Below are 17,329 nucleotides of genomic sequence, written 5' to 3'. Positions count from 1 at the left end.
TTTCTCCTAATTGAGCAGTTGCGCCCAGATCGTCACGTCGATCGGGCGAACTGAATCGAGCGCGGCGTAGATATCCGCGTCTGAAATTCCGTCCCACTGCGACCCGGGTAGCGGCCGATACACCTTCACGAAGCACTGATATTTCGTGGTCAGCAGTTGACTGCCGTAGCGCGCCGTGGCGCCGTAGAACGACGTCGGCCCGCTGTAAATGCCGAAGTCCAGAATGCGCGACTGCTCGATTACGATCGGCGTGCGGCCGGTGATGTCTTCGCAGATGCGCGTGATCGCGTTGCGCGTGGCGCGCTCGCGGAAGATATTGCTGATAATCGCGATGCGGTAGCTGGTATCGCTCTGCCCAGTCTTGCGCGGAAGGCCGGCACCGAAGAAGTCGCCGGCGATCAGGTCGAGCCAGCCGTCGGTCGCCGTCAAGATACGCGTCTGCAGCTTCACATAGGCCAGCAGCTGGTAGATGTAGGCCCACACAGCGGCCCAGCCGTACAGCACTGCGTCGAGCACCGGCGAATCATCAGGGAACCAGGGCGGGAGTGTGAACTTCAGCCGCTCCAGCATGTCGTTTTGGTCGCCGGTCGCCATCAGGACACCACCACGGTCGAATGCTTGATCACCTGCTGCGCAGTGGCGGTCAGGTCGGCGGTGCCGGCATTCAGCGTGACGCCGCTGACATTGGCCACGCCGGCCGACGCACCGTAGGCGATCGCCGCCAAGCGCGTGTATTGGAGCGTCTGCCCCAGCGCCAGCGAGTTGATGTAGGTTTGCAGCGCTGTTACCACCAGCGCCCGGGTCGCCGCCGCATCGTAGCCGCTGGCCACCGTCACGGTCATCGCCACTGCGGCGGTGATCACGTTGGGCGTGTAGATCCCGAAGCGCGTGGTGATGGGGCGGACAGCGTCGACCGCATTCGTTACCGTGGTGATGAACGCGGCCGGCGGCGAACCGGAGCCGTCATCCACAACGATATAGAAGTAGCCCAGATCAGCCGAGCCGTCGTACTTCTTGTTTTCCACGATCGAGTAGTAGGCACCCAGCTCGGCCGCCGCGATTGCATATCCGATGGCGGTCACGGTCGCTTTGGACAGGGACGCGATGTATGCGACGAAGCGCGCCCGCAGTGCCGTGTCGCTTTCGGCGTCGGCGCCACCGGAAAACGCGGCCGCGTTGGTGACCGTATCGACGTACAGGATCGTCTGCGCCAGCGCCGTCACCAGGTTGGCGGCGGCGTTCCCCGATGCGCCGGCGACGAGCGCTTGAACTGGGACGGTCACGCTAGCGGTACCGGCCGCGATCACATAGCCAGCGGTCGTATAGGACGGATTCGACAGGTCGACCGTGACGGCGTACTGCAGCGAGCCGTCCGCCGTCTGCACGATGGAGCCAATCGGCACAATCGCCTGCGTCGTCGGGGTGAACCGGGAGAATGTCACCTGACCCACGGCAGCCGTGGCCGCGATGCGAGTCACGCCGTAGTCCGCCATCCACGAGTCGAGGTCGGAATCGCTGGACGTCGAAGCGCGCGTGACGCCAAGCACCTGGATGATCATGCTCTGCAACCACAGGCCCAGCGCCGCGTTCGTCTCCACTAGCGCGCGCAGCACCGAGCCGATCGTGAAGTTGATCAGCTGCGACGCTTTGGACTGTATGGACGTGACTTGGTCGCTCACCATGGTGGCGAACGTTTTTGTATTCAGTGCTGTCATGGACTACCTGTCGATGTCGAAAGCGATTGAAGCCGGCTCGCCGGTCGTCGAGTCCGTATATTGAATCTGCGCGCTCACGCCGGTCTTTACCGCGGCAACGGCGATCACTGGGTCCGGCGTCTGGGAGACTGCCGCCTCATTGAAGATTTGCGCCCGGATGACGCCCTGAATGCGCAGCTGGTCGCCATCGGCGCCAACCTCGGCCGGCACCGCCGCGCCGTACTCCGGATGCCAGATGTAGTCGGTCGGGTTGGTCAGCAGCCGGCGCAGCACCCGCTGCTGCCCCTCCAGCGTGCCCGACGCGAAGTCCAGGTCGCCGGTGTTCGATACGGTCAGGTCGTTGCCTATGTAGTGATTCAGATCTGACATGGCTTAAATCGAGCAGTTCGGGAAACGCACAGAGGCGGACTGGATAGCCGCCGTCAACTCCGCGATTTGCGCCGCGATTTGTGTCAGTTGCGCCGCAAAGGTGATGTTCGGCTTCACCAGCGGAGTCAGCACGTGCGAAATGTAGTTCGTCAGCCAGGTGACGATGGCACCGAGATTGGCCCCGGGTGGCTGGAGCAGCGCCAGGATCGGAGCGATAGCCGCGAGCTCAGCCTGGATGCCGGCCTCGACCGCTGCAATAGATGCCAACGCATCAGCAGCCAGCACGCGGAGCTCATCGCAACTTGCCACGGCATTGATCGATTTGGTCAGGTTGGTGAAGTGGTCGAGATTCAGTAATGCGGAGCCTTGTGGGACCATGACTACTCCTAGAAAATGTTGGTGACAATGCCGTCCTGAACGGTCACCGTATCGCCCATTGGCGTGGTAAAAGAGCCGGTTGCGCCGCTACCGACCGACATGTTCCCGCTGACAGACGCATTGCCATCGATGCCGACTTGTCCATCTACGGTGATCTGCACGTTCGCCGCCTTGATGACGACATTGCCGTTGTTGAGGAACTTGAAGAAGCCACCGTCCTTGCGCACGATCCAGAACTCACCGGCCGGCACCTCTGGCGACCTGGCGCCGTCGTGGTTGAAGAAGCCGGTGATCATGCCGGCGCTGCTGTCACCCTCTTGAAACTCGATCTTGGCCACGTCCCCGATGCTGGGGGCAGCCACGATGCCCCAGCCGGCGCCTACCTGCAGCGCCTGGATCGGCAGCCAGCCGGTGTCGACGCCCTCCGGCTCCAGTCGCACGGTGGCGCAGCTAAAGCCGTCGTAGCCGGTTACGGTACCGAAGCGCGGCCGAGCGCCGCCCTGGCCCGCCAGTTCGGCTGCCATCCGGAATTGATTCTGCAGATGCATCATGTCGGATTGTTTGGCGTCTGGTTTTTGCCCTGCACGGTCATCGTGAAGCCCTCGGCCAGCGAATAGTTCCGGGTGACCGTGGAGGCGAAATAGTTTTGATCGAAGGCACTGCCGGTACCGGTAACCTGAATCAGGTGGCGCGGCGTCAGCACCACGTCGGCCGGCATCCTGGCGCTCATGTTCATCTCGTGCCGGCTCAGTTCGAGCAGCTTGGCGTTCGCGATTTCCTGCACCTGCGCCTGCGTCTTGTTGGCGACGGCGAAGGTGTAGACCTGCTCCTCACCAAACGGCGTCGCCTTGCCGCTGCCGGCGCGCGCGCGCGTTGCGGTGGCGGTGAAGGTCTTATTCTTCTTCGGGTTGTAGGACATCACCACGACCTTCAAGTCCTTCGCCACCGACAGGTTACGCTGGAAAGTCAGGTCGATCACATTCAGCGATGGCGCGCCGCCGGAGCTTGGCGCCGTCCACTGGATCACATAAGGGTCCGAATCTGCCGCAGTTCGTGGCTCGAAGTGGAGCTCGTGGCCCAACACGTACGCTTGATAGCCCTCCACCTGCGCCAACTTGGTCACGATGTCCCAGTACGAGCAATGCGCCTTCAGAAGGGAATCGATGATCTGGTAGTACGTGCTGCCCGGGGAGGATCCTGAAGTGGCTGTAACTACGGGTGTCAACCCGGCCTGTTTCGCGATCGCCGTAACGATGGTCGATGACGTCATCGGGTGCATCGCCTTCTGGAACAGCGTGTTCTTCGTGTCGATCAGTTTCGACGTCAAGTCGCGGCCGGTGAAGGTCATCTGGTCCGCAACTGGATCGAACTGCAGGTCATCCACGTAGCCGACGAGGAAGCTGGTCAAGTCCGCCTTCTCGAAATTACCCGGGTCCGGCGGGAAGCCGCCCAGCAGCTCGATCTCCAGCATCTCTTGCCGCGACCACCAGTCGAAGTTGGTGGCCGCCGATTGAGCCGACATCGACAAAGTGAAGCTGAAGCTGTCCGCATGGAAGAAATTATTATTCGTCACGCTGAACGACAACAGCCCGGACAGGCGCACGCCGTTCGCCAGCACCATCCCGCGCGGGCTCTGCGGCACGCTGCCGCGATTCGGATTGTTTATCATGCGGACCTACGTGTTTGGCAGCCCGCCGTTGTCCGGAGGGTTCGATGGGATGCTGACCGTGGTGAGTCCGGTCAGCACCGGGTCGCTGATCTTGTTGGCCTGGGAGATGCTGATCCACTTCGTTGCGTCGCCGTATGCCTTCTGCGCGAGCGAGAACAAATTGCCGCCGGCCGTCGTGACTGTCTGGCCACTGCCCGACGGGCTGAGCTGGTTCAGATTCGCAGTCAGCCGCCCGAGCGCCGCTTGCGCGCTGTACAGATTGGCCATCTGCCCGGTGGCGTCGGCCTGCGCCTTGAACGCCGCAGCTGACGCCGAAGCAGAGGCGCCAGCGCTCACGCCGCCCAGCACCGCGACAGAGTCGACCACCGTGTTTGCGCTGTTCAGCAGCTGCGCCACGCGCGTTGCCGCGCTGGTCGCTGGGTTGCGCACCACGTTGAGCATTGACGCTGTCGCTGCCTTGAAATTGTTCACACCGGCGACGGCCGTGGTCAGGCTCGCCAGCGAGCTGGTCAGTGACGAATCACCGATCAGCCCACCCAGCGTCGACGCCGCCGAGGTGTCGCTCCGGATCGCGCTGTCGATGCTGGTGGTGCCGGCCTGCTGCTGGGCCTGAGTCTTATCGACCACCACCACGACCTCGATGGTGTACTGCACCCGGTAAGACCGCTCGACCCTCGGCAAGAAGCTCTTGATCACCACCAGGTAGCTCAGCCCCATGAACGTCAGGTTCAACGGCTCGCCCTTCGTGCGCATCAGGTCCAGCTGGCGCATGCGGTCCAGGGCGTCCTGGCTGTACATCGAACCGCTCCAGCCTATCGGCGCATCGTCGCGCCCCATCGACTGTACGACCCGGGTGCCGCCCGGCAACCGATGAATCACCAGCACCTGCTCGCCACCGAGCGAGATACTGGCGGGGATTTCGAAGTTCTGGAACGTGAAATCCCCGAGTTTCAGCGTCGTATCTGCCATCAGAAAGTCCCTGCGTAGGAAACTGGCGCGAGCGCCATCGAAGTATCGGCGCCCGATGGGCCGGTCGGCGGACGCGCAAAAGTCCGCGCCTGCTGTTCCGACACCTCTTGCGCGATGATGCGGCCATTCAGGTGCGTATTCGATATCACCTGGACCTTCAGCGCTTGAGGTGGCGGCACCATCGACTTAGTCGAAGACTGGACCGCGCTTTCCACCAGCGACGTACCATTTGCGGCAGGTGGCAAGACAGGGGAATAGGAGCGCGGCGCAGTATTGGCCAGCGCGGCGCTTGGCTGATGCCCTGCAGCTTCGCGTAGCGACTGGAGCATCGGTTTCTGAATTCCAGCCTGGTAGGCTGCATCAGCCCTGTCCTGCTGGCGTTTCGCCCACGCCTCGGCAGTGCGCTGCCCTGGCGACTTGTTGCCCTCGATGGCCTCTTTCGCTTCTTTGTTTCCGAAGAAGCTGAGTACCCGGGCAATGAGGCCGCCGAGCCAATCGCTGAACTTTGTGCCTTTGATCGCGGCGTCGTACAGCAGTGTCCCGACCGTCCACCCGACCCCGAAGGCCATACCTATGGCGCCTAGGCGCCCCAAAAATACACCAGCATATCGCGCGCCGCGCGCAACAAGTGCCATGCCGCCATCGGTTGCGCCAAGTACTCGCAACGCCAAGCCGAGACCACGCACGCCGGTCGCGGCGAGCGTGACAACACCACCAAACGCCAGAGCGGCAGCCAAACCTACGAATGCATAAGTCAGCGCACGCACGGTACCCGGGTGCTCCTTTGCGAACTCACTGAATCGCTTCAGCGCTCCCGTCAGCCCGTCCAGTACGCGGATGGCTAGCGGCAGCACCGCGTCACCGAAATCCTGCTTTGCATTCGTCCAGCGGGTACGCAGGTCCAACTCTTTACCGGCCACAGTTTGCTTGGCGACATCGACGGACTTGTCGACACCCAGCGCTTTCGCTTGCGCCTCGGCCGAATGCCGCAGCGTCTCCATTTGCCGATCAATCAGCGAGAACATCATGCCGCCGGTTCGGCCGAAGATCAGCGTGTTTTCTCGCGCACGCTCAACAGCATTCAGGCCGGCGCCATGGTTCATCTTGGCGTACATCGGCAGGATCTGTTTCTCGTAGAACACCGTTGGATCGGTGCTGAACGTCTCCATATCCTTCAACGGGTTGCCGTTGAACCGCTTGATGCCACCCTGCGAGTTCCATTCGATGCGTTTTGCGTCCCAGATCCCGTTATCAGCCAGCAAGTGGGCGACCTGGTTGGGGATTTTGACACCGCCGACGAGGCGATTGTACGCCGTCATCCACGCATTGCCGGCCGTGCTGCCTTTCAGCTCGCCGATAATCGGCTCCATGTGGCCGAACAGTGCCGTATCGGTGAGCCCCTGCGCCGCTACCCCGCCGCGCGCGAGGAACTGACGCATCTGCTCCCAGTTGATGTTGCCGCCAGAGCTCTGGACGGCCTTCCAGCCCGAGTCAGCGATGCGGTTGAACGTGTCCGCATCCTTTAGGCCGCCGCGCATCTCGACGAAGCGCAGCATCGCCATGCTCTGCGTGCGCATTTTCGCCTTCGATTCCTCGTCCAGACTCTCGGTAGCGAAGTTAATTTTTGCCAACATCGGCGCGGCGAGCTTGGAGCCCTCCAACGCCGCCGGTCCGGCAATGCCCGACTCGCGGAATACGCCTTGCGCCTCCGTCAGCAGCTTCATGTTCTCGGTGTAGCTCGAGCCGATGACATTCATACCACGTGCGAACTTGACCGCCTCGGCGTTCACCTGTTCACTCATGCCAAACAGTTTGAATTTGCCCACGGCTTGGTCGAACTTTGCCGCCTCTTCCAGTGGCGCCTTCATCATGGCGAGCATGCCGAAACCAAGGCCAGCCATCGCGCCGCCAATCATACCGGCGCGCTTGATCGCCAGCATTTGGCGCTCGACGCCCGACAGGGCGTTCTGTGCGCCGCCGGCGGCGCCGTGCACAGTGTGGAGTTGGCCCGCAATGCTGACTAGCCCGGCGCTGACGTGGTTGACAAGAGTCAGCTTTACTGCGACCTTGTAGGCTTCAAAGCTCATTGGGCATTTCCGTGAATAGAATTGACAAAATGCAAGAGTGGCTGGCCGATCGCGTTGGCTTCGTCCAGTACCCTCGGCTGCGACCAGCGGATGCCCGCACGCGGCGGCATCACGGCATGCAGTGGAAATATCAAATGCCGCTGCTAACTCGGCTCGGTCTTGCTGTTTTCAGCCTCGCCACCATCGTCGTTGCGGGCGCCGCGCTGATTGTCATGTTGTATATCGCCTACGTGGCGATCTTCTAGTCCAGCAATGCATTGCCGCCGGCGATGGCGTCGGCCAATCCGCGATGCATGATCTTCGACACCCTCTCTCGCGTGGCAAACTCAGCTGGCCCCACCACTGGTCGCGGAGGGATCTTGTCGGTCCCGAACTCTTGATAAACCATGATTTCCGAAGTCGATCCGGCAACTGCCTCGCCGTTCGCGGTTTCGTGGCTGATACTGGCGTACAGCTCGCCGTGCACCAGCAGCGGCGTGTCACCGACGCCGGCGGCAGCGTGCTGGTCCAGCGTGGCTGGCGTCAGCTGCGGCCATTCTGGGTAAGGACCAACCGCCGGCTGGTAGTAGCCAATCTCGGCGCGCGCAGCGTCGGCGATTGCCTTTGCCGACTTGTCGAGCGCGGTTTCCGCGCGCTTCATCAGCCCCACCTCGACGGCCAGCAGGTGGTTGGCGAAACTCGCCAGGTCAAATTCGCTCATTTTGGATCTACCCAGCTCATTGAGTCGTAATCGAACTTGCCGCCGCCGCGCTCGCCAGCGACGATCACCCACGCCTTCCGGATCTCGTCTCGCATGTTAAATGCGACATCGATAGGGACGCCCTTTTCAACGAGGAATGTAGCCTCTTGAAATTCGGCGTCCCAGGCTAGTTTTTTACCGCCTCCTCCGACAGCTCGGCCTCTGCCGGATTGCCGTACACGTGGCCCATAACGGCATCCGTGCCCACTTCGCCCAGGCGCGTGATCAGCGCCTCCAACTCCCGTTTCGTGGAGATCGGCGGGGTTGGCGTCTCATTGATTGCAATAATCCAGAGCAGCGGTAGCACCATTCCCATATACGTCTGATTTTTGGCGGCGTCGCCACCAACGATTTCGACGATTCGGTACTGGGCCAGCACACCCGGTTTCTTGAGGGTGATGGTGATGTCACCGGCCGGGATCGTTGCCACCTCTGCGGATTTGGTAATTGCTGCGGTAGCAGCGACGTCAGTGTTGACGCGGACTTTTGATGCGTTTGCCATGGTGCGTTCCTATTGTTGGCAGGCGGCCGGAGCCGTCCTGACCGGGTTTAGCTGGCGATGCGGCGCGATGCCACGAAGTCCAGCTTCTGCTTGATGGTCTTGTTGCCCTCGCGGCTGCCGATGTCAGTCAGCTTCAGCACTACCTGGGTGTAGGTGTACTGCGACACCGACAGATCAGGATTCGTGATGGTTTCCTGAATCGTGCCCCAAGGGAGCGCGGTGCCGGCGTAATATGCCGCCTCGGCCGCCGCCCAGAAGTCGTCCAGCACCGAATTGAAACGGTCCACCTCAAACGAGCCGTTCCAGCCTTCATGGGTGACGTTGTTGCGCACCTGGCCATCAAGGCCGATGCGCTTCTCGTCGCCGGTGACCGGCTTGGAATCGAACTTGGTAATGGCCGCCGCCGGGATGTTCAAGGTGCCGGACGCGGTCACGATGACGACGCTGACGTCCTTGCCGAGGGATTGTCCGCCTGTGCTCATGAGCGCTCCTTATTGTGCGGTGGTGTTGGTGCGGACGATGTCGACATTCTGACCGCCCTGCAGGTTGATGATGAAGTTCTCGACGACCGACAGATAGCGGACGCTGACGTCGGCCTGCAAGTAGCCGGCCGCGATGCGCGTCGCTGGGTTATTGCCCAGGTCGCACTTCGTGTTGTAGTCGTCGATCATGCCGTTCGAGCTCGCAGCAGTGGTCTGCTTCATGCCCAGCAGGAAGTTGTCGAGCGTCGCCTTCACCTGTGGTCGCAGCGTGTCTTGCGCGCTTTGCGACTGCAGTTGGCCGACGTACTGCCCCATGCCAGAGTTCAGGCTGGCGGCGAGGTAGTTGGTCATGCGGGTGTAGTTGTCGCCCCGGATCGACTGGCTGCTCGACGTGTTACGGCCAAAGCGCATACCGAAGTAGGCGCCGCCCGGTACCGGGTTGCAGATCAGGTCCAGCCCGGCCTGGCCGAGGATGGTCAGTTCTGCCTGCGAGTACTTCTTGTTGGCAGCGCTGCGCTGGGTGCCGACGACGCTCTGCACCTGTTTGTTCAGGCCGGAGCTGGCCGGGTTGATATTGGCCAGCAGGCCGGCGCTGAACGCCTGCGGCGACACCAGGCGCGTGACCGAGTTCACCGAATCGGCCCAGTAAATCCAGTCGCCAAACAGCAGCTTCAGCGCGTAGGAGTCGATGCCCAGATTCTTCTTGACGTATGCGGCGCCGGTGGTGACGCCGTCGCCGACCGAGTCGCCGGCCGGGCCGGTCGCGACCATGTAGACGCCCTCGGCCAGGCCAAAGGCTGCTTGCGTCGCCCAGGTGGTCGAATCATCGCAGTCGGCCAGCATGCCGACCGAGATGCCGGCGCCGCGCCAGGCGTACATGCCTTTACGGGACACACCGTCGGTGCCGATCAGCACGGTGCCGGTGATGGTAGCGGCGCCATCGGTGCCGCCGGTCAGCGTCACGGAGCCAGCGACTGGCGCAGCGGTCAGCGCGCCGGCGGCGGCGACCACCAGGTCCGACTTGCCGCGCAGGTCGGAGTTGCCGTTGTTGATCGCGGCGGCGGCATTGACCCAGAAGGCGTTTCCGGTACCGGTGATGTTGTCGAACACCTCCGGCGTGAATCCCGGCAGTGCGAGGGTCAGCTTGAACGAGTTGGCCGCGCTGCCGTTGGCGATGGTCGCCTGGATCTGGTTGCCCAGCGTGCCGGTATATTTCGCGGTCAGCGTCAGGCCAGTGGTCTGCACGGTGGCGGTGGCGGCCACGTCGGTGCCATCGGTCACCCGGGTGCAGCGCATGTTGTTCGCGCCCTGCTGGACCGCGATGGCGACGGCCGTGCCCATGTCGTACTTGCGATTCTGGATGGCGCCATGCGCCTGCGCGTAGTCCGACATCGCGGAAATCGGCGTCGCCGCACCCACCGGACCCCACTGGGCGGTGCCGCAGATGCCCAGCACGTTCGACGGCACGCCGTTCAGCGTTGCTTGGCTCGGCGGGATCACCTGGACGAACAGGTCCGGCACCACCTGCGCGGTGGCGTTGATCTGCCCTTGTTGGTAAATGGTCATTCTGTACCCCTAATAAAAAACCGCGCACGTGGCGCGGTCTGGTTTGAGCTGGAGGCTGCGGCGTGCAGCGCGGGAATTAGTCGGCGGCCTTCGATTTCGCCGCCGGCGCAGATACGGCGACCTTCACCACGAAGTGCGCCTGGTCGCTCTCCAGAATCGCATCGATCTTCGCCTGTTCGGTGATTTCGTCGCCGATTTGGTAGTCGGCGAACTGGGTGATAACAACGAGCTTCATGGGCATCCTCACGTGTAAATGGTTTTGTTACCGATCGCGCCACCGGTGGCCAGCGGTGCATTCGTTTGCTTGATGGTCACGTTCAACTGGGTGGTCACCACCTCGGTCGCCGTGGCCGTCTGCGTGGTCACGTATTCCACCGCGTAGTTCATGTCGCGGCGGAAGGCGCCCTGCTTCACCAGCGCATCGGTCTGCACGCTGTTGCGGTACCGCAGGACGGCGCCGGTGCCGTCCGTAAGCACGATGCGCGTGGTGCCGCGCAGCGCCGGGTCGAGCACCTTGGCCAGCCCGTCCCGCGCCGCTGGTGATGGCGCCCAGATCGTGATCTGGAACACCTTCTCGATGCGCTCCAGCGGCGCAACCATCGTCGCGGTGCCGCCCGTCTTCTGCGAAATCAGCCGCGCGCCCGGGACCGTAATCACCGGCCCGGCATTCGTTGCCGGCTGCGCCGCGCTGATCGCGTTCGCCAGCGCCGTCGCGATGCCAGTCGTGCTGTCGTTCTGCTGAACGGTGTAGCCGAAGGCGGCGCCGTCGATCACCAGGCCGATGTTCTGGCCAGCCGTTGCGGTGCCACCGACGGTGATCTGGTTGCCGGCCACCGTGACGGTGATGGTCGGCTCTACCACTTCCAGCGGCATCAGCCGCGCCGCGAACGAGTTGGTAATCCGCTCGATATTGGTCGGCCAGACCGAAACATGCACCCGCTTGCTGTCGCTGACCATGTCCTGGTCGAGATCCGGTGGATTCGGCCAGCCTTGATAGAGCACGACCGGCAAGCCGATCACCGACGGCGCGGCCGTGCCATCCGGGTAAGCGATGCCAGCCAGCAGACCGACCAGCTCGTCGGCGATTTCAGTGAAGTCGGCCATCAGGTTTGCGCCTGCATTGCGGTGAGGCGCCAGCCCCGGTCGGTCAATTCAGCCGAACTTACCGTGTAGCGGCGCCCCAAATCATCGGTTATCACATCGGTCGACCGCAGCACGACGCCAGGCCACGCCGGCAGCAGGATTGCCCACCACGGCGAGCGGATGTCGGCCGGCAGGTTCGCCTCGGTTTTTTCGCCTTTCGTGCCCTGCAAGATGGAACAGGGCCACTGCGTCATCAATGCGACCTCGTCCGCCACGACGCTGCCGCCGTAGCCCTGTGCGCCGGCGCCGGACTGCTGCTTAGGTCGCGTTACGGTGGCCACGCGATTGCACCGCACTGCATCAATCGGCAGTGCCAGCTGCTGGGCGGCGATGAAATACACCTCGGCGCCGTTCACCAAGTAATCGCCCACCTTGGTAAGCCGACCGTCCGTCAGGCAGTACCAGCCCGGCTTGGCGTAATCGCCCGCCGACCCGTATTTCATGTCCTGCGGGTTAAAGCTGGCCATCACCGTAGCGACGAGCTGCGCCGGTGCGACCGGGTAGTCGGCCGCCGTCGGCCTGTAAAGGTCGTATTGTTGCCCCAGCTTCAGTGCAGCCTTCGCATAGCCTTTGTACAGCTTTTCTTGTACCGAATTCATGCTCACTCACGCCTCCGCATAGTTCACGTTTTCGGCTCCAGATAGTCGTGCGGCGGCGTTTTCGCGAACCGCACGGCCTTAATCGTGGCGTTGCCGTCGATCAGCGCACGCAGCACGCGGTGCCATCCGTCCATGATGAAGCCTTCCTCGGACATGATCACCGGGTAGCTTGTGTCAACGTCCAGCGCCCGGCGCATGTGAAAAGCCATGCCATACGGAGTGCCAGTTGCGCCCCACACCTCGGTGCCGAGGTAGATCGCGGCCAGCGGAAGATCGAATGGTTCCAAGTCCTTCGCGCGGGCGATCAGATTGGTAACGTTCCAGACCTTGCCATCCTGGCTAAAGGTGTTCTCGTGCACTGCGCAGCCTTCAATCTGCACCGCCGGGTATTTGCTCATCCGCGCACCAGCCTTCCCGAATTACTCGATCCACACAGGTACGGCGCCAGCATGCGGTCAACCGCCTTGAAGCGAGGCGATTCTGCCGCACCGCCCTCATATTCGGTGGTAATGGGGCCGACGGTCTCGCGGCTGATGGTCCGCTCGAGATCGGGCGACAGGTCAACACCGCTCGCCACGCGCAACGCCAGCTCGGCGCACGCATTGCGCACTTCTGCCGGCACCACGTTCGAAGCCAAGATCGACACGAATCGGCCATAGCCGACGTCCGGCACCTCGACGTCATAACGCGGCCAGTCGAGCGCTTGCGTGCTGGTGGTGCGCACGCCCTTCCAGCGCGACCGATAGGTCTGGAGCATGTAGAGCGTCGCCTTGCGCAGCGCCTGCTCGCGCAGGGTGTCGCTGGCCAGCGCCGCCCAGGCGGCATTGCCCAGGCCGGCGTGGTATGCGGTGGCGTCGGCCACGCTAATGTAGCTCTCGGCGTTCGGAAGGCCGGCGCCAGTTTCAGTGATGAGGCCCACGATCAGCTCGCCGTGTACTCGACGGCACCAATAGTCGGTAGACGCTCGTACGCGGTTCCAGTCACGTCGTACAGGCCATCAATGTGCCGCACGCCGGCATTCACCAGCGGGCCACCCGCGATTGGCACGGCGGTGGCCCCGTCGAACCAAGTGGCGCCGCCCGAGGTCAGCACAGCGGCCGTAGCGGTCAGGTCTAGCGTCGGGTTGGTGCCGGTGAGTGAGATCTCTTGAACCTTGGCTGCGTCGCTCCAGCCGGAAATTGCATTGCCAGCGCAGTATTTCGTCGGCGAGTCCGCCTCGATGCGGATAGCGGGCTGACCCGCCACACTAGCGGTGCGGTGCAGCGCGTTGTTGAACACCCGCACGCTGCCAGCGGTTGCCGGTTTGAACCACACCGAAATGCCGCGACGGGGATCGGAGGTTGTGCCGCGCTTGAGCTGGTTGGTGTCCACCAGGTTGTTGATGTACGTGCCGTGCGCCACCACCACATCGTTGCCGCCAGTGCCGTCGTCGGTCACCGTGCAGTGCACGTTGCAGTCGATTGTGATGTTCGACAGGAACTGCATCTGCTTGGCGCTGTTCGCTTGAAGGCCAACGTGCGAGTGCTCCACGATATTGGCGTAGGCTACACATTTGTCCGACGTGACGTCGAAATAAACCCCGCAGCCGTCGAACGGTGAGCCGTAGCCCGAGCCGGCGCCCTGCGCCGAGTTGTTCAGCTCGGTGCCTGTGCCGTTCCACGCATCGCGGATGTAGTTGTGGTGGATGCGTCCGTCACCCAGCGCGGCAGATACCAGTTGGAAGTAGAAGCCGCCATGCGCCGACTGCTGCTTGTTGCAACCGTAAATCTTGTTGTACGACATATCGTACGTGTGGGTGCCGCCGTTGGAGTTTTGCGACGCCTTGATTAGCGACGAACCGCAGTCACGCCCGATATTGTTGCTAGCCGTAAAGGAGTGCGCGCCGGCCGATCCGCTGAACCAGCCCAAAAGCTGACCACGGTCCACCTCGCAGTTACGCACATCCAGGCCAACGTGCGCGCCAGCACCTGAGCTGACGTTATTGGAGATGCCGGCGGCCATATCCTGGAAGTGCAGATTCTCGATAGTCGTGTATTGCAGGCCCTGCCATACGTTATGAAACAGACCGCGCGTATTCGGGCAGGTGCGGACCTTCCCGTAATAGGAAGTAGGGTTCTGCGTGCTCGGTGCCCAAACGTACAACTTGCCAGGAGACCCTGTGATGAAGCCGTATTGCAAATCTCCGAACAGCGGTGGATGGTTACCCTGCCACGCATTGGTGCCAGCGATTTTCGCAGTGCCGAAGAAGCACGCCATATCTTGCTGTGGCGATGCTGTTGCAATGGTCAATTCCCATGCATTGTAGGTGGCGCTCCAAACCCAATCTCCTGCGGCTGGCTCGTAGCCATAAGTGAAAGTTGGCTTCAGTCCAGTATGGCCAGCAGGGTCATACGCGCCGATATATAGGCGGTTTCCCGAAGTGCCTTTCATGTTTTGCACATCAATGATGTTGGATGCAGCGGAGGTAGCCACGATGTCCCACAACGAGTCAGTGGCAAAAAGGATAAGAGAATTGCCGCCGATGCTTTGCCCGCTGATTGATGATGGGTTCTTCTTCGGCGAGTAGCGGGTACCAGGGTTGGTATCTAGGCCCCGGTTGAAGTCGATGTAGATCTCAGTTGGCGCCGCTGTAGGGGTGTTGGTATGTGTGAAAGTCGCGCTTTTCAACTCCTTTCGGGTGCGCACATAAAACATCGGCAGGCGTTTGCTCTGCGGCGAGTATGCCTCACCAAGCGTGCGCCGGTTGCCAATAGTGTCTATCAGGGCACCTCCAGCAGTGTCGAGCTGCGGCATCACCAGCACTGCATCCCCCACAACCGCATCAATACTGCCTACGGTGCAGGTCACAAGCACCTTCTGCGCGCCATTAAACGAGCCGATCGGCGGCAGCGGACCAGTGCCGATCACCCACGACTTGCTGGAGTTCGTGCCACCGAGTGCAGGGTCCAGCAGATACGCCATGCCGGCGGCGCCGGCCGAACCCGTGATGGTTAGCGCCTTACCTTCTTGCAAGGTGATGGTCTTGCCGAGCTCGCCGGCGTTGATCGTGGTGGTTTGGGACATGGGCTATCTCGGCAGCGGAATAGAAAATGCCCGCGCGCGGCGGGCTGGAGATGAAGCGTGTTGCGATTACTGAGCAGCGGTCAGCAGCGCAACCAGTTCAGCCTTGTCGGCAGTCGACGAGTAGCTGACGCCCTTGGCGGTCAGCGCCGCCTGCAGCTGGGCCTTGGTCATCGACGAGATGTCGGCGCCAGTGGTGCTGGCAGCGGCCAGATCAGCGAGGCGCTGCGCTTCGGCAGCGTTTGCAGCCTCGCGGTCGACCAGCGCCTGCTCACGCTCGTCCAGCGCACTGGCGCGCTGGTTCAACTGCAATTCGCGGTCGTCCAGTTCGTCCTTGCGGGACGCCAGTTGGCTCTGGGCGACGATCAGCTCAGCCAACGTCGGGACGTCCGAGTTGGTGGTGTTCGTATCGTCGCCCAGAGTTTCGCCGTCCAGTAGCTCGTGCTGACTGGGATCGAAGTCGGATTTGTTGATCACGACATAGCCCAGCGAGTTGTCCGCGCTGATCGGGGCTTTGATTTTGATGGTATCGATTTGCATTCGAAACTCCAGAAAAGGGAGGGCCGAAGCCCTCCTCTATCAGGCCGACAAGCGGCGAATTAGCCCAGCAGCAGCGCGATGTGCTCGTTTTTGGCAGCTTTGACACCCCAGGCCAAGCCAATCTCGTACTTGATCTGGCGGTACATTTTGTACATCGCCACCTGGTAGACCAGGCCGGACAGCGGATCGACCAGTTCGATCACGTCGTCAGCCATGTCCATCGGCTTGCCGTCAGGACCAACCGGCATTGCCGGCGCGCGGGTGATCAGCTGGATCGCATTGCGGTTGAACGCCAGGTTGCCGGTGTAGCTGGCGCCGATGGTCAGGGCGGTTGCCGATGCTGGAATCGCCTGTTGCAGACCGGGAGCCTGCAAGGTGATCGCGCCCGGGCCGGTGATGCCCACGGCAACCACGTACTTGTTGGCATCGCCAGCGAAGGTGACAACGTCGCCCGCCAGCACGGTGCCGGTACCGGTGATCAGGTTGATGACCGTTGCGCCAGCAGCGTAGCCGGCGGTGTTGGTGGTGTACGCCGAGCCGGTGCCCTTGGTGAAGGTCTTGATCTGACCCGATTCGTGCGGGTAGAAGCCATCCACAGGCAGCGCGATCGAGCCAGTGCGCAGCAGGATTTCGGAGCCGGCTTCATTCACTTTGAACAGGCCAGCCTGTTTGCCGCGCATGTTCGCAGCCGCAGCGGTGTTCATCACCATCTGCAGGTCGGTCTGCGGCGCGCCGTTGTCGATCAGGATCTTGCGCGACTGGGCGAAGTCCGACAGATCGTTGGCGGTGCCGAACGGGGTGGTGCCGGCGGTGCCATAGGCGCGCGATGCGCCGATAGCCAGTGCGGCCAGGTCAGCCTCGACAGCGTTAGCCAGCGTGCGGAAGCCCTGGGTGAACTGATCCAGCAGCGTGGTGTTGAAGGTGCCTGCGTTGATCTGGCTGCGCTGCTCCTCGCCGGCCCATTTCACCTCGTAGGCTTTCGACTTCGAGATGGTCATGGTGTTCGGCACGATGGTTTGATCGCCACCATTGCCCGGAGTCACACCAGGGACGATGTCGACCAGCGAGCCCTGAGGGGTGACGGGGATGGTGATCACCTGCCCCAGCGCGGCACGCTCGCCGCTGGAGTTGCGCGCAACCGCCGGGATGAAGCCGACGGCTTCGCGGGATACGGTGTCCAGCGCCTGGAACATCGTCGGGATCAGGCCGGTCAGCGTGTTCGCGCCCAGCATCAGGCCGGTGTTGGCCATGTGGTTGCGCAGGTATGCGCCGGCGATTTCGGCAAACGCCTTGCCGTACAGCTCGGTTTTACGTGCGACTTCGTGGCCGTGGCCAGTCAGGTCGGCGAACAGCTGGAAAGCTGGCGCCAGCGCCAGGGCGACAATGGCCGCCAGCGCGAAGATAATCATCTTCATGGATATTGCCTTTCAGGTATGTGTTTTGGGGTTTCAGAACAGACAGGCCATCCAGCCCAAAGCACCGACTTGCCCATCCAGGCGCCGGCAGAGGTG

The 17,329-nt window shown here is 62.3% G+C and carries 21 protein-coding genes; 1 reads left to right on the top strand and 20 read right to left on the bottom strand.

The window, feature by feature from the left end:
• Window positions 1-6: 6 nt before the first annotated feature.
• Genes GJ699_RS02655 through GJ699_RS02620 form a run of 8 tightly spaced genes read right to left on the bottom strand, consistent with a single transcriptional unit; the run spans window position 7 to window position 7,187 of the window.
• Complete coding sequence (locus GJ699_RS02655) at window positions 7-594, bottom strand: UCP028438 family phage-derived protein (RefSeq protein WP_154372814.1); 588 nt, start codon at window positions 592-594, stop codon at window positions 7-9.
• Entirely contained in the window at window positions 594-1,715 is a 1,122-nt protein-coding gene (locus GJ699_RS02650) for a baseplate J/gp47 family protein (protein ID WP_154372812.1), read from the bottom strand. The genes GJ699_RS02655 and GJ699_RS02650 overlap by 1 nt, the downstream gene beginning before the upstream one ends.
• Before the next feature lie 3 nt (window positions 1,716-1,718).
• Window positions 1,719-2,084, bottom strand: coding sequence for a phage tail protein (locus GJ699_RS02645; RefSeq protein WP_154372809.1), 366 nt, complete (start codon window positions 2,082-2,084; stop codon window positions 1,719-1,721).
• A 3-nt stretch (window positions 2,085-2,087) separates the two neighbouring features.
• A complete protein-coding gene (locus tag GJ699_RS02640; RefSeq protein ID WP_154372807.1) occupies window positions 2,088-2,462 on the bottom strand; it encodes a hypothetical protein in 375 nt (124 codons plus the stop codon).
• An 8-nt stretch (window positions 2,463-2,470) separates the two neighbouring features.
• Window positions 2,471-3,013, bottom strand: coding sequence for a phage baseplate assembly protein V (locus GJ699_RS02635; RefSeq protein ID WP_154372803.1), 543 nt, complete (start codon window positions 3,011-3,013; stop codon window positions 2,471-2,473).
• Window positions 3,010-4,131, bottom strand: coding sequence for a phage late control D family protein (locus tag GJ699_RS02630; RefSeq protein ID WP_154372800.1), 1,122 nt, complete (start codon window positions 4,129-4,131; stop codon window positions 3,010-3,012). Before GJ699_RS02630 ends, GJ699_RS02635 begins: the two co-directional genes overlap by 4 nt.
• A gap of 6 nt (window positions 4,132-4,137) precedes the next feature.
• The gene (locus GJ699_RS02625) at window positions 4,138-5,100 is read right to left on the bottom strand and encodes a LysM peptidoglycan-binding domain-containing protein (RefSeq protein ID WP_154372797.1); all 963 of its coding nucleotides are present in this window, start codon (window positions 5,098-5,100) and stop codon (window positions 4,138-4,140) included.
• Entirely contained in the window at window positions 5,100-7,187 is a 2,088-nt protein-coding gene (locus GJ699_RS02620) for a phage tail tape measure protein (RefSeq protein WP_154372795.1), read from the bottom strand. The genes GJ699_RS02625 and GJ699_RS02620 overlap by 1 nt, the downstream gene beginning before the upstream one ends.
• 29 nt (window positions 7,188-7,216) lie before the next feature.
• Between GJ699_RS02620 and GJ699_RS02615 the strand changes: the two genes are divergently transcribed.
• The gene (locus GJ699_RS02615) at window positions 7,217-7,432 is read left to right on the top strand and encodes a hypothetical protein (protein ID WP_154372792.1); all 216 of its coding nucleotides are present in this window, start codon (window positions 7,217-7,219) and stop codon (window positions 7,430-7,432) included.
• Here the strand turns inward: GJ699_RS02615 and GJ699_RS02610 are convergent.
• The 12 genes from GJ699_RS02610 to GJ699_RS02560 all read right to left on the bottom strand — a co-directional run bounded on the left by GJ699_RS02610 (window position 7,429) and on the right by GJ699_RS02560 (window position 17,233).
• Window positions 7,429-7,887 (bottom strand): HK97-gp10 family putative phage morphogenesis protein, encoded by a 459-nt coding sequence (locus tag GJ699_RS02610; RefSeq protein ID WP_154372789.1) that lies wholly within the window; start codon window positions 7,885-7,887, stop codon window positions 7,429-7,431. The genes GJ699_RS02615 and GJ699_RS02610 overlap by 4 nt on opposite strands.
• A 166-nt stretch (window positions 7,888-8,053) precedes the next feature.
• Window positions 8,054-8,428, bottom strand: a complete 375-nt coding sequence (locus GJ699_RS02605; RefSeq protein WP_154372787.1) for a hypothetical protein — start codon at window positions 8,426-8,428, stop codon at window positions 8,054-8,056.
• Between the two features lie 47 nt (window positions 8,429-8,475).
• Window positions 8,476-8,910 carry a hypothetical protein gene (locus GJ699_RS02600; RefSeq protein WP_154372785.1) on the bottom strand — a complete coding sequence of 145 codons (435 nt, stop codon included), beginning with the start codon at window positions 8,908-8,910 and terminating at the stop codon, window positions 8,476-8,478.
• A gap of 9 nt (window positions 8,911-8,919) precedes the next feature.
• A complete protein-coding gene (locus GJ699_RS02595) occupies window positions 8,920-10,476 on the bottom strand; it encodes a phage tail protein (protein ID WP_154372783.1) in 1,557 nt (518 codons plus the stop codon).
• 76 nt (window positions 10,477-10,552) lie between these two features.
• Window positions 10,553-10,711, bottom strand: coding sequence for a hypothetical protein (locus GJ699_RS34090; RefSeq protein ID WP_195763441.1), 159 nt, complete (start codon window positions 10,709-10,711; stop codon window positions 10,553-10,555).
• A gap of 8 nt (window positions 10,712-10,719) precedes the next feature.
• Window positions 10,720-11,580 (bottom strand): hypothetical protein, encoded by an 861-nt coding sequence (locus GJ699_RS02590; protein WP_154372781.1) that lies wholly within the window; start codon window positions 11,578-11,580, stop codon window positions 10,720-10,722.
• The gene (locus tag GJ699_RS02585) at window positions 11,580-12,218 is read right to left on the bottom strand and encodes a hypothetical protein (RefSeq protein WP_154372778.1); all 639 of its coding nucleotides are present in this window, start codon (window positions 12,216-12,218) and stop codon (window positions 11,580-11,582) included. The genes GJ699_RS02590 and GJ699_RS02585 overlap by 1 nt, the downstream gene beginning before the upstream one ends.
• A gap of 23 nt (window positions 12,219-12,241) precedes the next feature.
• Window positions 12,242-12,616, bottom strand: a complete 375-nt coding sequence (locus GJ699_RS02580; protein ID WP_154372776.1) for a hypothetical protein — start codon at window positions 12,614-12,616, stop codon at window positions 12,242-12,244.
• Complete coding sequence (locus GJ699_RS02575; protein ID WP_154372774.1) at window positions 12,613-13,137, bottom strand: DnaT-like ssDNA-binding protein; 525 nt, start codon at window positions 13,135-13,137, stop codon at window positions 12,613-12,615. The genes GJ699_RS02580 and GJ699_RS02575 overlap by 4 nt, the downstream gene beginning before the upstream one ends.
• Before the next feature lie 2 nt (window positions 13,138-13,139).
• Window positions 13,140-15,281: a hypothetical protein gene (locus GJ699_RS02570; RefSeq protein WP_154372772.1), complete on the bottom strand. Its 2,142-nt coding sequence runs from the start codon at window positions 15,279-15,281 to the stop codon at window positions 13,140-13,142.
• A 66-nt stretch (window positions 15,282-15,347) separates the two neighbouring features.
• Window positions 15,348-15,818: a HeH/LEM domain-containing protein gene (locus GJ699_RS02565; protein WP_154372770.1), complete on the bottom strand. Its 471-nt coding sequence runs from the start codon at window positions 15,816-15,818 to the stop codon at window positions 15,348-15,350.
• Window positions 15,819-15,877: 59 nt separating this feature from the next.
• Entirely contained in the window at window positions 15,878-17,233 is a 1,356-nt protein-coding gene (locus GJ699_RS02560; RefSeq protein ID WP_154372768.1) for a P22 phage major capsid protein family protein, read from the bottom strand.
• Window positions 17,234-17,329 lie beyond the last annotated feature (96 nt).

The sequence above is a fragment of the Duganella guangzhouensis genome (assembly GCF_009674535.1).
GTDB classification, from domain to species: Bacteria; Pseudomonadota; Gammaproteobacteria; order Burkholderiales; family Burkholderiaceae_D; genus Rugamonas; species Rugamonas guangzhouensis.
This window is presented reverse-complemented; position numbering and strand designations above follow the sequence as displayed.